The sequence below is a fragment of the Alphaproteobacteria bacterium genome (genome assembly GCA_035625915.1).
Classification (GTDB): Bacteria; Pseudomonadota; Alphaproteobacteria; order JACZXZ01; family JACZXZ01; genus DATDHA01.
Genome location: DASPOR010000210.1, coordinates 1 through 14,634 on the forward strand (window position 1 = coordinate 1; position 14,634 = coordinate 14,634).

Here is a 14,634-nt window from a genome sequence, read left to right on the forward strand (position 1 = left end):
GCCCGGCGTGATGCTCGCATCTGCCGCCCGCACCTACGTCAATCGCTACGCGGTGAGACCGGGACGCCGCGCTGTCGTCTTCACCACCAACGATAGCGCCTATGCAGCTGCGATCGACCTCAAGGCGGTGGATATGGAAATCGCGGCAATCGTCGATGCAAGGCGCGAGCCGGCAGGCTCCTTGGTGACGCAAGCGCGCGAGGCAGGCATCGAGATCATCACGGGTCAAGCGGTTGCGAGTGCGATTGGCTGGCGCTCGGTCAAGGCGGTCGAGGTCGCCGCCCTCGATGAAGCCGGCCACAAACTCACAAGCGAGCCGCGCCGGATCTCGTGCGATCTCATTTGCGTATCGGGTGGATGGAATCCGACCGTGCATCTCTTCTCGCAGTCGCGTGGCAAGCTCCGCTTCGACGACGCGCGTGGCTGTTTCGCGCCTGGCGAGTCGTTCCAGGCCGAGCAATCGGCCGGTGCCGCAAATGGCGCCTTCGAGCTTGCCGAATGTCTAAGCGAGGGCGCTGCCGCAGGAGCCGCAGCGGCCCGGGCGAGCGGGCTTTCCGCCGCCGATGTCGTAAAAGCGCCGCCAGGGCCGCCTGCACAAGACGGGCCGCCGCGGTTGCTCTGGCTGGTACCGCCGCTTGGTGAAAAGCGCAAGATCGGCAAGCATTTCGTCGACTACCAGAACGACGTGACCGCGGCCGATGTATCGCTCGCGGCACGCGAGGGCTACCTCTCGGTCGAGCATCTAAAGCGCTACACGACACTCGGCATGGGTACCGACCAAGGCAAGACCTCGAACGTCAATGCCTTGGCGCTTCTTGCGCACGATACCGACAGCGATATCCCCTCGCTCGGCGTCACCACCTTTCGCCCGCCATACTCGCCGACAACGATCGGAGCACTCGCGGGGCGCGAGATTGCCGACTTCGGCGATCCGATCCGGCGCACGCCGATGCACCATTGGCACGAGCTTGCGGGCGCTCCCTTCGAGAATGTCGGCCAATGGAAACGACCCTGGTATTACTCCTATGCTGGGGAGGGCATGCACCACGCCGTCACCCGTGAATGTCTCGCCGTTCGACGGAGCGTCGGCATCGTCGATGCATCGACGCTCGGCAAAATCGACATCCATGGGCCAGACGCGGTCGAACTTCTCAACATGGTCTACACGAACGCATGGCACGATCTCGAGATCGGCCATTCACGGTACGGGCTGATGTGCGATGAGCAGGGGTTCGTGATCGATGACGGTGTGACCACGCGGCTCGGCCCCAATCACTATCTGATGACCACGACGACGGGAAACGCGGCGCGCGTTTTGGCGTGGCTCGAGGAGTGGTTGCAGTGCGAGTTCCTGAAATGGCGCGTCTACTGCACGTCCGTGACCGAGCAATGGGCAACGATAGCACTCGCCGGACCGAACGCGCGGCGCCTCTTGACCGAGCTTACGGCCGACATCGATCTCTCGCCAAACGCGTTTCCGCATATGACCGTGCGGAGCGGCCACGTCGCCGGGATTCCGGCGCGCGTTTTCCGGGTGAGTTTCACGGGCGAACTCTCCTACGAAATCAATGTGCCGGCGAGTTACGGCATGACGCTTTGGACGGCCTGCATGACCGCCGGTGCGCGCTACGGCATTACGCCGTTCGGCACCGAGTCGATGCATGTCCTGCGCGCCGAGAAAGGTTACATCATCGTCGGGCAGGACACCGACGGAACCGTAACCCCCCTCGATCTCGGTATGGGCTGGATCGTGTCCAAGAAGAAGCGGGACTTTCTCGGCAAGCGCGGCATGGCGCGTCCCGACCTTGCTCGCGCTGGACGCAAGCAGCTCGTCGGTCTTCGCGCGCACGATCCGAGCTTTGTGTTGCCGGAAGGGACCCACGCCGTGTCGGAGGTAAGGCGCAAGCCGCCCATGCCGATGATCGGCCACGTCACCTCGAGCTATATGAGCCCGATTTTGGAACGCTCCATTGCCTTGGCGTTGATCGTCGACGGGCGCAAGCGGAAGGGCGAATCGATCAGTCTCTCCTTGCTCGACGGCGCCGTCGTCCAGGCCGAGATCGTGGATCCGCGATTCTACGACCCCGATGGAGCGAAGCTCCATGGCTGAACAATATCGACGCCAAAGTGCCCTGGCCCACCTGAAGCTCGCCGCGCGCACGATGCTGCGCGAAGAGGCGGCGGTTTTGCTTTGCGACCGCGGGTTCGTCGGACAACTGAGCTTGCGCGGCAGTGGCGATAGCTCCTTCATGGCCGCCGTGGAAGCGGCAATCGGATTGGCTCCCCCTGCGACACCCAACCTGGTCGTGGAAAGTCGCGAGGCGCGGATTCTGTGGCTTGGGCCCGACGAGTGGCTCGTCGTGGTGGATGGCGAGAAATCGGAGGGATTTTGGCGATTGCTCGTCGAAAAGCTCGCGGATCAGCATGCGGCCGTCGCCGACGTGAGCGAGGCGCGCGCCGTGATCGGCCTGTCCGGTCCGAAGGCGCGAGAGACATTGGCCCACGGCTGTTCGCTCGACCTCCACCCGCGTGTCTTCGGGACTGGCCAATGCGCCCAAACGCTCCTTGCGCGCGTTCCCGTGATCATCCACCAACGCAGCAACGAGCCGAGCTTTGACCTCTACGTTCAGCGCAGCCTCGCCGAATATCTCTGGAATTGGCTTGAGGACGCAGCACGGCCTTATGGCGTGGCCGTGGTCGAAGGATAGCGCGGCCCAACCTTAGTCTTTTTCGGTTTTCACGGGGCCGCGCCGGCCCATTCGGTGCCGATCAAGGACGCTAAGAGCGCTCATATCGCGTGATTCGAGCCGCTGAGCCGAAATTAACCAATCCACGCACTTGTCGGTTTGTTAACGAGTCTGCGGTTCACTCGACGGGATTGCATCCCTCTGTCGAGCGGGTTTCATGCCGAGCGAAAGCGCCATAAGAACCGATGAACGCCCAAGGCCATCGAAAGATATCGATCCGGCGTGGCTGATCGATACAGCCATGCGCGGAACGCTCGGCGTCGGCTTTGCTTTGATCGCCGGTTTCTACGCGAGCAGCGCCATCGGCGTTGCGGGCCGGATCGAGCGGGCAGCACCCAGCCTTTCACTCGTGGCCGAGGTGCTTTCGATCGCGGTGATCGCCGCCTTTACCTTGCTCATGGCTTGGCTTTTCGTCATTCGTCTTCGCCCATTGCGCAAGTCGCATGGCGTCTGGCCACGCGTCTCGGCACTCGTTGGCGGGTTCTTGAATTTCTCGCTCTTGCTGTTGCCGCGGATCGCCGACCTGCCGATCGCTGCCAAGCTTTTTTCGAGCGCTCTCGTCATTTCGGGTAACGCGCTCGCAGTTGCAATCTTGTTTCAGCTTGGCCGTTCCTTCAGCATCATGCCGGAAGCGCGCCGCCTCGTGACCAGTGGCGCATACGGGATCGTGCGACATCCCCTCTATCTCGCGGAATTCGTTGCGACGGTTGGCGTCGGCATTCAATTCATGTCGGCTTGGGCGGTCGCGATCGTCGTAACTCAATTCGCATTCCAGATCGCGCGGATGCGCAATGAAGAACGGGTCCTGACTTCCTCCTTCCCCGAGTATGACGACTACCGTCGCCGGACCGCACGCCTTATTCCTGGAATTTACTGAACCTTCCAAAGTCTGCCAAACGGTGCGGCGATCGCGCGCTGGCGCACCGGCACCGTCGTCTGGCATAAATGTCTCCAAATTCGACCGGATCGGCGAGGGGACCGGATGCTCGCATTGCTCATGTCGGTTGCGGCGTTGCTGCTGGGTGCCGGCCTGCTCAACGCCGGAAACGGCGTTTTCACGACGTTCCTTTCCGTGCGCATGAGCCTGGAGGGCTTTCCCACCGAGGTCACCGGCTTGGTCATGACCGCTTATTACGTCGGCCTCGCCGTCGGAACGCGGCTCTCCGACCGTATAATCAACCGTGTCGGTCACATTCGCGCCTTCGCGGCGTTCGTCGCACTGGCGTCGGCGACCGTTCTGATCGCCGCCTTCTTCGTATCTCCTTACGTTTGGGGTGCGATGCGCGGCGTGCTCGGGTTCTGCTTTGCCGGACTCTTCATGATCGTCGAGAGCTGGCTCAATACGCGCGCGACCACGGCGACGCGAGGCAGGCTTTTCTCGAGTTACATGATGCTGAGCTATCTGTCGCTCGGCGGCGGACAACTCCTCCTCAACGTACGCGACCCGCGCGGCAACGATTTCTTCCTGATCGGCGTGCTCTTTTATTGCCTTGCGGCTTTGCCGGTGTCGCTCACGTCGTCGATGTCGCCCTCGCCGGTGCGAACGTCGCGGCTGGGCCTTCGCACCCTTTATCGGATTTCCCCACTCGGCATACTCGCATGCATCGGTTCGGGACTCGCCAATTCGGCGCTTTACGGCATGGGTCCGGTTTTCGCCCATGGTAGCGGCTTCTCGCTCGCCGAGACGTCCTATTTCATGGGCGCCGCGGTGCTGAGCGGGCTCCTTCTTCAATATCCAGTCGGCCGATTGTCGGATCGATACGACAGGCGTGCGGTGATCATCGCGGTCGTGCTTCTAAGCGCGGCGGCAAGCGTGGGACTCGTTCTGCTGACCGGGCAAGACAAGCTTGCCCTCGTCGCGCTTGTGTGTGTGTACGGTGGATTCTCGTTCACGCTCTATCCGCTCGGCGTCTCCCATGCGAACGATTTTCTCGACGCGAAGGACGCGGTCAAGGCGGCCGGCGGTTTGATCCTGGCTTGGGGCATGGGGGCGAGCGTTGGACCGCTGGCGGCATCGGCGATCATGGGGGTCCTCGGTCCGAGGGGCTTGTTCGTTTTCGTTGCGGCAGTGGACATCGTGTTGGCGATTTTCGCACTCTGGCGCATGACGCGCCGGCCGACTGTCCCCGCACAGGCGAAGGGCGCATTCACACCGCGAGGCGGCATGACGCCGGTCGGCGCCGAGGCGGCCAAGGCTCACCATGCGGAGGAACCGGAACCGGTTGCTTGACCACCGACGGATTGCCGCCCGAACCCAGTTGTCAATGCCGTGCTGCAGCCACCGCGCGCCGCCAGCCGCCGATCAGGCGCTCGCGCAAGGAAGCGGGCATGCGCGGCTCGAATAACCGATCCTGCCGCCAGTGCTTGGCAAGGTCGGTCGAGCGGTAGAACCCGCAGTACATCCCGGCAAGATAAGCCGCACCGAGGGATGTCGTCTCACCGACCACCGGGCGCGCCACGGGAAGATCGAGCACGTCGGAGAGGAATTGCAGCATCCAGTCGTTCCTGACCATGCCGCCATCGACCCGGAGGGCGACCGGACGGGCGGCACCGTCCGCCGCCATCGCGGTCATGAGGTCATGGGTCTGGTAGGCTACCGCTTCGAGGGCGGCGCGCACGAGTTCGGCAGTACCGCTGTCGCGGCTAAGCCCCACGATGGCAGCTCGCGCATCCGGGTCCCAATAGGGCGCCCCCAAGCCGGTGAAGGCTGGAACGAGATAGACGTCGCGATTGTCCGGAAGGCTTTCGGCGAACGCCTGGCTCTCGCTCGCAGTCCCGATCAGGCCGAGCTTGTCGCGGAGCCACTGGATCGCAGCCCCCGCGACGAAGATGCTGCCCTCGATCGCGTATTGGGTCTCCGCCTTCGGAAGCCGATAGCAGACGGTGGTGAGCAGCTTGTTCCGCGAGCGCACCGCGGCAGCACCCGTATTGAGTAGGATAAAAGCACCGGTGCCGTATGTCGCCTTCACCATGCCTGGTGCGAGGCAAGCCTGTCCGACGGTGGCCGCTTGCTGGTCTCCGGCCATCCCGGTAATGGGAATCGAGCTACCCAATAGATCGGGGACGGTTTCGCCGAATGCCGTGACGTTGGCGTGGACCGTCGGCATCATCGCACGCGGAATGCGCAGCAGGGCGAGCATTTCGTCGTCCCATTCCAGGCGGTGAATATCGAAAAGGAGCGTGCGCGACGCATTGGTCACGTCCGTCGCGTGCACCTGGCCGCCGGTCAGACGCCACAAAAGGAAGCTATCGACGGTGCCGAACGCAAGTTGGCCCCGTTCGCTCATCTCGCGCGCACCCGGCACGTTATCGAGAAGCCAGGCGATCTTCGTCCCCGAAAAATAGGGATCGAGGAGGAGGCCGGTCTTTGCCTGAACGGTTTCACCCAATCCGTCCTCGGCAAGGCGGCGACACTGCTCGGTCGTGCGACGATCCTGCCAGACGATGGCGTTGTGGATCGGACGGCCCGTCCTTCGCTCCCAAACGACTGTGGTCTCGCGCTGATTGGTAATGCCGATTGCGGCGATTGCCTGCGATTGGATTCCGCTCACCTCGATTGCACGCTTGGACACTTCGAGAACGGAGCGCCAAATCTCCTCCGGATCGTGCTCGACCCATGCTGGCCGGGGATAGAGTTGCCCGATTTCCCTTTGCGAAATGCCGCGAGGATGCCCTTCGTGATCGAAAAGCATCGCGCGCGTGCTCGTCGTTCCCTGATCGATCGCGAGAATGTAGCGGCCCTCGGTCATGAATCTCCTCGCCGGTCGTCGCCATGAGACTTTGCGGCCGGGACGACCGGGCCGCACGTCATCAATTATGTGCCGGTCATTTCAACGGGGCGCAAGACGAGAACTGCAAATCCGGCCCTGAAATGCGGCCGAGGAGCAGTGTCTCGGGCGCTACTCGGGTGGCGACAGCGAAGATCAACGGCAGATCGTGTCCGTGTTGGATGACCTGCTGGGCACCGACTTCGACATCGACCGTTGGGAGCGGCGCTTGCGGAAGACGACCGGGAACATCGTTCGGGAGCACCGTGCGGCGATCAAACGCGTGACAAACCTGCTCGTCAGGCAGGGAACGCTGACCGCCGATGATGTGGAACGCGAGATCGACGCGGTTAGGAACGTCACGCCTACGGTGCTTCCGTAGTGTCACTCTGAATATGCGACTATCTTAACCGGCAAATTCCAAACTAGGGCGTGGACTCATTAGCGCGTAGCCATATTCGGATTGATGCGAGCTTGATGAACGCCAGATAGTTGGCTGCGAGTTTGTCGTACCGGGTCGCGACACGCCGACATTGCTTGATCTTGTTGAAGGACCGTTCGATCAAGTTCCGCGCACGATACAGATTCGGGCTGAAGCAGATCGGGTCTTTGCGATTTCGTTTCGGAGGAATATTCGCCCATGCTCCTTGCCGGCGGGCAAACTCCCTGATCCAGTCCGCGTCGTATCCACGATCCGCGAGCAACATCGTTTGTGGAAGCAGGGCGCTGAGGAGAACCGAACACAGCCGATTGTCATGCGCTTCGCCCGGCGTGAGAGCGAGATGGACCGGCAGGCCATTGGTGTCCACCACCGCGTGAATCTTGCTCGTCAGACCCCCTCGCGAGCGACCCATATCTTGATGATTGTTGTCCGCAATACAAGCTCCGTGCTGGTGCACGCGCACTGCGGAGGTGTCGGTCATCTGCACCGCCGCGTCATGACCGGCGGCCAACGCATCCATGATCTGGTCCCACACGCCAGCCCGTCGCCAACGAACGAAGCGATTGTAACAAGTGGTGCGGGGACCATAGGTCTCAGGCAGGTCGCACCACGGCGCACCTGAACGGAGGACCCAAAAGATGCCGTTGAGCACGCGACGGTCTTACACGCCGAACGCCACGTGGCTTGTTCGGCAGCATCGGTTTGATGGCGGTCCATTCATAATCGCTGAGTTCGTAGCGCATGATTCGAAGCTCCAGTTTCGGAGCTTGAATCATGTTCGCGGCGATACCATCAAGCCGCATTGGCCCTTCGGGGTGCCGCTAATGCTCTGAATACACATTTGCTTTCGGCGGCATAGCGGACATGGCCGGACTTGCAACTGGTTCGACCCGGTCGCGAATGACCCATCTCGGAAGTGAGGGGCGCATCGCAGTCGTAATGCCGGCGACGCAGCGGATCACGCCGCGGGCAGCCGCTTGGCATGTTTGGTGCCGGGGTCACTACTATGCTGCGAATTTTTCGCATAAACTCGCGGTCGACTTGGTCCAGTGGCGTGGTTGGCTCGCGATAAACCCGCGAGAAGAGGCCGCGATGCAGCAGATTGCGGACTGGCTGGAAAAGCTCGGTCTCGGGCAATACGCTCAGCGTTTTGCCGAGAATGAGATTGATATTTCCGTGCTCCCCCATCTTAGCGATCAGGACCTCAAGGACATCGGCGTTCCGCTGGGGCATCGGAGGAAATTACTCGCGGCCATTACTGAGTTTGATGGCGCTGCCCGTGCAACTCCTGAACCTGCTTTGCAAACGGAAGCGAAGACCCAAGACACCGCCGAGCGCCGCCAAGTCACGGTAATGTTCTCAGACCTGGCCGGTTCGACTGCGCTCTCAGCCCGCATGGACCCAGAGGACTTGCGCGAGGTAATTTCGGTCTATCAGAAAAGCGTTGCCGAGACGGTGCGCCGCTTCGACGGGTTCGTGGCGAAATACATGGGCGACGGCGTGCTGATCTACTTCGGCTATCCCCAAGCACATGAGGATGACGCGGAGCGGGCGGTGCGAGCCGGACTAGAGGTGGTCACGGCGGTTGCGGGGCTAAAGGCACCAGTTTCGTTGCAAACACGGATCGGCATTGAGACCGGATTAGTAGTTGTCGGCGACCTGATCGGTTCGGGCGAGGCGCAGGAACGCGGCATCGTCGGCGAGACACCGAATCTGGCGGCACGCCTCCAAGGGATCGCCGAGCCGAACACGGTGGTCATCGGCGAAGGAACCCGGAGACTTCTTGGCAATCTGTTTGAGTTCGAGGACCTCGGGGCGAAAAACCTCAAGGGTATCGCCGGGCCAGTGCGAGCCTGGGCGGCGCTGCGGGCTAGTTCGGCGGAAGGCCGCTTCGAGGCGCTTCACGCCAGCGGCCTGACCGCGCTGGTCGGACGGGAAGAAGAAACCGAACTGCTGCTGCGGCGCTGGGCGAGAGCTAAGAGCGGCGAAGGCCAGGTGGCGCTCCTTTCCGGCGAGGCCGGTATCGGCAAATCGCGGCTCGCCGCCGCGATACTGGAAAACCTCGCCGGTGAGCCGCACACGCGGCTGCGTTATTTCTGCTCGCCGCAGCACACCGACAGCGCGTTTTATCCGATCATCGGCCAGATGGAACGCGCCGCTGGACTGACGTACGACGACACGCCGCCAGCGAAGCTCGACAAGCTCGATCTTCTGCTGGCGCCGACTTCGACCCCCAAACAGGAAGCCGCACTCTTTGCCGAGATGCTGTCGCTGCCGAACGACGGCCGCTATCCCGCGCTCGATCTGCCGCCGCCGCAGCGCCGGCAAAGAACACTGGAAGCGCTGATTGCGCAGATCGAGGCGCTGACACGCTCCGCTCCGGTGCTGATGATCTTCGAGGATGCGCATTGGACCGACCCAACCAGCTTGGAAGCGTTCGGTCGAGCAGTGGACCGGATTCGGACCCTTCGCGTGTTGTTGATCGTGACGTACCGGCCGGAATTCGAACCGCCTTGGATTGGACGACCGCACGTGACCGCGCTGACCATCAATCGGTGGGCGGAGCGCGACATCGACGCCATGATCGACGGCGTGGTCGGCAACAAACATCTGCCGAGGAGCGTCCGGCAAGACATCATCGAGCGCAGCGACGGCATTCCACTGTTCGTGGAAGAGATGACCAAGGCGGTATTGGAAGCAGCCAACGAGGGAACGGCGGAACGCGTGGTTGCAGTTATCCCATCGCCGTCGGTTGCGGTTCCTGCGAGCCTCCACGCCTCGCTGATGGCACGCCTCGACCGGCTTGGCCCGGCCAAGGAGTTGGCGCAGATCGGGGCTGCAATCGGCCGGGAGTTCTCTCACGGCCTAATGGCCGCGGTGGCAGGCAAACCGGAGGCGGAAGTCCAGCCGGCGCTCGACCGCCTTGTTGCCGCCGGCCTGTTGTTCCGACAGGGATCGCCGCCACATGCGACCTACCTGTTCAAACATGCGCTGGTGCAGGACGCTGCCTATGGCACGTTGCTGCGCGGCCCGCGTCAGGAACTGCACGCGCGGATCGCAGCTGCCATCGAAACAGGGATGCCGGAGCGCGTTGAGCGCGAGCCGGATTTGCTAGCCTATCACTATGCGGAGGCCGGGCAGCCGGATACGGCGGCCGGCTATTGGCTTGCCGCCGGTCGGCTCGCAGCCCGGCGTTCGGCGAACAGCGAAGCGGTTGCCCATCTGAGGCGCGGAATCGCCGCGGTGCGCGGGCTGCCGGAGACCTTGGAGCGTAACCGCCTGGAACTGGCATTGCAGCTGGCGCTTGGCCCGGCGCTGGTGTCAAGCCGTGGGTTCGGTGACGCCGAGGCGTCGACCGGCTATCAGCGCGCCGCCGAACTGGCTCGGCGGCTCGGCGACGATCGCGACCGATTTGCCGCAACCTGGGGGTTGTGGATCACGATCCGGGCGAAGAGCGCTAGCGACCACATGCGCCTACGGCTCCAGTATTTGGGCGAAATGGTCGAGGCCGCCGAGCGGACTGGCGATGCCGAACTGCTGCTGCAAGCCCATCATTCCTCTTGGTCGACACGCATCTGGAATGGAGAATTCGCCAGCGCCAGCGAGCACGTGCGCTCCGGGCTTGCGCTCTACGACTCGGAAAGGCATCACCACCATGCGCTGATGTACGGCGGTCACGATCCAGGGGTCTGCGGCAACGGACAGGGTGCAGTCGCTCTGTGGGCGCTGGGCTGGCCCGATCGGGCCGTGCAGAGCGCCCGCGAAAGCATCGTGTTGGGTGAGACCTTGGATCATATGCCGAGCCTCCTTCACTCGCTGCGGTTCGCTACCAGCGTTTATTTTCTGCGGCGGCAAGCGGCTGACGTACTGGCGTGCAGTGCGCGACTGCTGGCGCTAGGTAGCGAGCATGGCCTGAAAATGTACGAGGCGATCGGCGGCGTCTTTCATGGGTGGGCGCTCATTCAACAGCTTGACGCGCAAGCCGGCCTGGCCGAATTGCGCGCGGCTGTCGCCACCTATGCCACCACTGCGCATATGAACTTGGACCTTTACCGCGCCATCTTGGCCGAAGCCGAACTGCGAGCCGGCAATTTTGAGGAGGGCACGGCGATCCTGATCCAAGGTGAACTAAGTACTGACGAATGGTGGCGGGCGGGGTATCTCCGCTTGCGCGGCGACTTGCTGCTACGCGGCTCTAACGACGACCGAGGTGCAGCTGAGCGACGATATCGCCAAGCAATCAGCGTTGCGGCGGGGCAGCAGGCCAAGTCGCTTGAACTGCGCGCCGCGACAAGCCTAGCGATGCTGTTGGGCGAACAGGGGAAGCGCAGCGAGGGTTATGCCGCGCTGGCTCCGGTCTATGGCTGGTTCACTGAAGGCTTCGGCACGCTGGATCTGAAAGAGGCTAAGGCGTTGCTCGGTGAGCTGCACCCTTGAGGGCTTGATCTTGGCGAAACTCAGTGAATTTCCAGTCTAGGGCGTTCCTGACACCTTGAGTATTTCGATCAGCTTGCGGTCACGCCAGCGTTGCAGATCGCCGATGCTGCGCGAACCGGCCTCCGCCGCAACGCCATCGATGATCAATTGGCGCACGGGCTCGGTAAGTCGCGTCGCACCGAGATCGTCCATCCAGTTCTGCATCGGGCCGGCGAGATGCGTCATGAAATGCGTCATGCCGCCTTCGCCCCCGGCGAGGTGAAATGTCAGGTGGGGCCCCATCAGTGCCCAGCGTAGGCCGGGGCCGAAGGCGATTGCGGCATCGACATCGGCGACCGAGGCCACGCCTTCCGCCACCAGGTGAATTGCTTCGCGCCACAGCGCCGCCTGCAACCGGTTGGCCACATGGCCACGCACTTCCTTCCTGATTTGGACAGGGCGCTTGCCGAGCTCGTGGTAGAAATCCATTGCCGCAGCGAGCGCTCGCGCCGATGTTTTTGCGCCGCCGACCACCTCGACCAGCGGGATGAGATGGGGCGGATTGAAGGGATGGCCGATCACGCAGCGTTGTGGGTGCTTGCATTTGGCGCTCACGCGGCTGATCAGCAGGCCCGACGAGCTTGACGCAATCACCGTGTCATCCGGCAGGGCGGCATCAATCTCGGCGAACAACTCGATTTTCAAATCCTCGCGCTCCGGCCCGTTTTCCTGAACGAACTCTGCACCGTTGACGGCCGCGGCCACGCCGCGGTGGAAACTCATACGTTGGGCGCTTGCGCCGGGCACGACCAGCCCGAGCTGTTGCAGTGTCGGCCAGGCATTGTTGACGAAGTGGCGGGCAAAGTCTTCCGCACCGGCCGCCGGATCGGTGGCGGCCACCTCGAAGCCGCGCGCGAGGAAGATGGCTGCCCAGCTGGCGCCGACGGTGCCAGCGCCGATTACCGCTACGCGACGTGTCATGGCAAACTCGCTGTTGGCGTTGTTTAGGAAATCCGGATAGCCAAGCGGGATGTTAGGCATTTTCGGCTGCGATTAGAAGACTCGATTCATCTGATGGAGAGCGCCGCCGGACGCTACACATGTCCGCCAGCGTTTTGTCAAAGATAATCAACGCTGCTATCGCCGTAGTCGGTATCGATATCGGCAAGAATGCTTTCCATGTCGTGGGCCAGGATGAGCGCGGCGGCATCGTGCTGCATCAGAAATGGTCGCGTGGCCAGTTAGCGGCACGCTTTGCCTCCATGCCGCCGTGCCTAGTCGGTGCGCATCACCTCAGTCGCCGGCTTAAAGCGAAGGGACAGAAGAACGACTTCCGCGACGCCGTGGCGGTGCAACGGCCAACGATGAAGTTCGTTGCCACCAAGACCGCCGATCAACTCGACCTGCGGGCTATGCACCGGGGGCAAGAGCGGCTAGTCAGCCAGCCCACCGGCATCATCAATCAGATCCGTGCCTTCCTGCTGGAGCGCGGTGTTGCGGTGCGATAGGGACAACGCTTCTTGCGAGCCGAGCTACCGCGCATGCTTGCGCTAAATTGCTGCGGTACATGAGTCTCTTGTTGGCCCATCGCGAGCCATTGCGCTGCTGCACGAACTTGGTCGCTATAGGAGCAAAGCAGACGTAGCCTGCGTCGCAGCAGGCCGCCGGGTTTATGGGTACACGGCCTAGAGAAAAATAGAGAGGAGGGACTAAGATGAGACACGCGATTGTCGGCGGTTTGGCAGTAATTCTCAGCCTCGCCGTGTCGAACTCTGGAAAGGCGCAGCCCATGACGACATCGACTCCAACGACGAGAATTCTTGCTATCGGAACCATCAATCCAGGTACTGATCAAGCCAAGGTTCTTGCGATACTACCGAACGAAGTGCGGGAGACGGTCAACCTCTATTTGGATGGCAAGATCGAGCAGTGGTATTCGCTCCAGGATCGCCGGGGCGTCGCATTCATCCTGAATGTCACGGACCCCGCAGCAGCACACGAGATGCTTGAAGATCTACCGCTGGGTCGTGCTCATTTGATGAGTTTCGAACTGATCGCTCTCGGCCCGCTCAATCCGCTTCGCCAACTCTCTGGAATGACCCCTAAACATTAGCGAGCGCACCGGCGTTTTCGCGCGCTGCAAAGAAGATCAGCGAAGACATCGTGCTCAATACGCACAACAAAGAGATTTCGTCACCTATCAACCGGGATTCTCCAGATGAACCGCCGCTCAGCGGCTCCTGGGCGACACACCCAGACCTTACCCGTTCCCATCGGGGACTTCGAGATCACGCGTCTGTAGGATTGAGCGCGGCGCGGCGCGGCCCTCTGGACTAATCGGGCATTGCGCCGGTAGATTGCCCATACATACCCTGTAGTTCACACATCGAAGTGTCTCGTCAACGTATTGATTTTATTTTGTTAATTGAGATTCACTGATTAAATGACTATGAACCGGGAGCGCAAAGGAGGAGGCGTTGACATGGCCGGCATCCTGCTCGAAGGGGACAACGTGACGGAGGCGGAGCGTGCAGCCCATGCCCGGGCGATTTCGGCGGAAAAGCGCAAGGCGTCGCTCAAGCGGGCAGCCGAATTGAAGGCGACGGTCGGCGTGCAGAAGCTCGGCAAGGCGCTGCAGGTTCCCGGCCTCGTTCTCAAGGATGACGTCGTCGAACCCGGCCCCTATTCGCGCCAAATTGCTGCGGGAAATCATTTCCGGATCGTCGACCTCGAAGGTCAGCAAGCCGTCGATTTCCTGGTTTATGACGCCGGTAATTTTGAGAACCGCTATAATGCCGCCAACACCGTCAAGCTCAACCACTCGATTTACGTTGGCGCCGGCTTCAAGCTCTATTCCGATCTCGGCGACGTTCTGATGACCGTCGTCGAGGATACGGTCGGCCACCATGACACCCTCGGCGGCTGCTGCAGCACCGAAATCAATCGCCGACGCTACGGCATCCCCGACACGCCGAGCTGTCGAAAAAATTTCATCAAGGCGCTCGCGGAAAACGGCATGAGTCCGCGCGACATTCCGGCCAACATCAACTTCTTCATGAACGTCCCCGTCCGCCCCGACGGCTCAACCGAGATCGTCGAAGGACTGTCGATGCCGGGCGACTATGTCGACCTTCGCGCGGAGAGGGACGTGCTGGTGGTGATTTCGAATTGCCCGCAGCTCTATAATCCGTGCTCGGGTTGGAACCCGACCCCGGTACGGCTAATCGAATGGCGGCCGAGCCACGAGGAGCGCTGAGGGCCA

General features: G+C 62.0%; 11 protein-coding genes and 1 pseudogene. 9 read left to right on the forward strand and 3 right to left on the reverse strand.

Translation table 11 applies throughout. The annotated features are described in order from the left end of the window. The 4 genes from VEJ16_17105 to VEJ16_17120 all read left to right on the forward strand — a co-directional run. On the forward strand, nucleotides 1–2,110 hold a 2,110-nt coding region (locus VEJ16_17105; protein ID HYB11384.1), incomplete at its 5' end, for a glycine cleavage T C-terminal barrel domain-containing protein. Next, a complete protein-coding gene (locus tag VEJ16_17110; GenBank protein ID HYB11385.1) occupies nucleotides 2,103–2,708 on the forward strand; it encodes a sarcosine oxidase subunit gamma family protein in 606 nt (201 codons plus the stop codon). The genes VEJ16_17105 and VEJ16_17110, both read left to right, overlap by 8 nt. A 196-nt stretch (nucleotides 2,709–2,904) precedes the next feature. Continuing rightward, the gene (locus tag VEJ16_17115; protein HYB11386.1) at nucleotides 2,905–3,624 is read left to right on the forward strand and encodes an isoprenylcysteine carboxylmethyltransferase family protein; all 720 of its coding nucleotides are present in this window, start codon (nucleotides 2,905–2,907) and stop codon (nucleotides 3,622–3,624) included. A 105-nt stretch (nucleotides 3,625–3,729) separates the two neighbouring features. Continuing rightward, a complete protein-coding gene (locus VEJ16_17120) occupies nucleotides 3,730–4,977 on the forward strand; it encodes an MFS transporter (GenBank protein ID HYB11387.1) in 1,248 nt (415 codons plus the stop codon). 31 nt (nucleotides 4,978–5,008) lie between these two features. On the opposite strand, the gene glpK is transcribed toward VEJ16_17120, so the two are convergent. Then, on the reverse strand, nucleotides 5,009–6,496 hold the full coding sequence (gene glpK, locus VEJ16_17125; protein HYB11388.1) for a glycerol kinase GlpK: 1,488 nt from the start codon (nucleotides 6,494–6,496) through the stop codon (nucleotides 5,009–5,011). Nucleotides 6,497–6,683: 187 nt separating this feature from the next. Between glpK and VEJ16_17130 the strand changes: the two genes are divergently transcribed. Further along, nucleotides 6,684–6,896 carry a hypothetical protein gene (locus tag VEJ16_17130; protein ID HYB11389.1) on the forward strand — a complete coding sequence of 71 codons (213 nt, stop codon included), beginning with the start codon at nucleotides 6,684–6,686 and terminating at the stop codon, nucleotides 6,894–6,896. A gap of 43 nt (nucleotides 6,897–6,939) precedes the next feature. On the opposite strand, the gene VEJ16_17135 is transcribed toward VEJ16_17130, so the two are convergent. Continuing rightward, a protein-coding gene (locus VEJ16_17135; GenBank protein ID HYB11390.1) for an IS5 family transposase occupies nucleotides 6,940–7,699 on the reverse strand; the annotation gives its coding sequence in 2 pieces (ribosomal slippage) (nucleotides 6,940–7,618 and nucleotides 7,617–7,699; 762 coding nt in all). A 349-nt stretch (nucleotides 7,700–8,048) separates the two neighbouring features. On the opposite strand from VEJ16_17135, the gene VEJ16_17140 reads away from it, so the two are divergent. Further along, the gene (locus tag VEJ16_17140) at nucleotides 8,049–11,393 is read left to right on the forward strand and encodes an adenylate/guanylate cyclase domain-containing protein (protein ID HYB11391.1); all 3,345 of its coding nucleotides are present in this window, start codon (nucleotides 8,049–8,051) and stop codon (nucleotides 11,391–11,393) included. A gap of 36 nt (nucleotides 11,394–11,429) precedes the next feature. Here VEJ16_17140 and VEJ16_17145 read toward each other — a convergent pair whose 3' ends face one another. Then, nucleotides 11,430–12,353: a 3-hydroxyacyl-CoA dehydrogenase NAD-binding domain-containing protein gene (locus VEJ16_17145; GenBank protein ID HYB11392.1), complete on the reverse strand. Its 924-nt coding sequence runs from the start codon at nucleotides 12,351–12,353 to the stop codon at nucleotides 11,430–11,432. A 134-nt stretch (nucleotides 12,354–12,487) separates the two neighbouring features. Between VEJ16_17145 and VEJ16_17150 the strand changes: the two are divergent. From VEJ16_17150 to VEJ16_17160, 3 genes and pseudogenes are all read left to right on the forward strand, one after another. Continuing rightward, a pseudogene (locus VEJ16_17150) lies at nucleotides 12,488–12,877 on the forward strand (IS110 family transposase). Nucleotides 12,878–13,086: 209 nt separating this feature from the next. Then, complete coding sequence (locus VEJ16_17155; protein ID HYB11393.1) at nucleotides 13,087–13,485, forward strand: hypothetical protein; 399 nt, start codon at nucleotides 13,087–13,089, stop codon at nucleotides 13,483–13,485. A 369-nt stretch (nucleotides 13,486–13,854) separates the two neighbouring features. Further along, nucleotides 13,855–14,628, forward strand: a complete 774-nt coding sequence (locus VEJ16_17160; GenBank protein HYB11394.1) for a DUF1989 domain-containing protein — start codon at nucleotides 13,855–13,857, stop codon at nucleotides 14,626–14,628. Nucleotides 14,629–14,634: the final 6 nt, after the last annotated feature.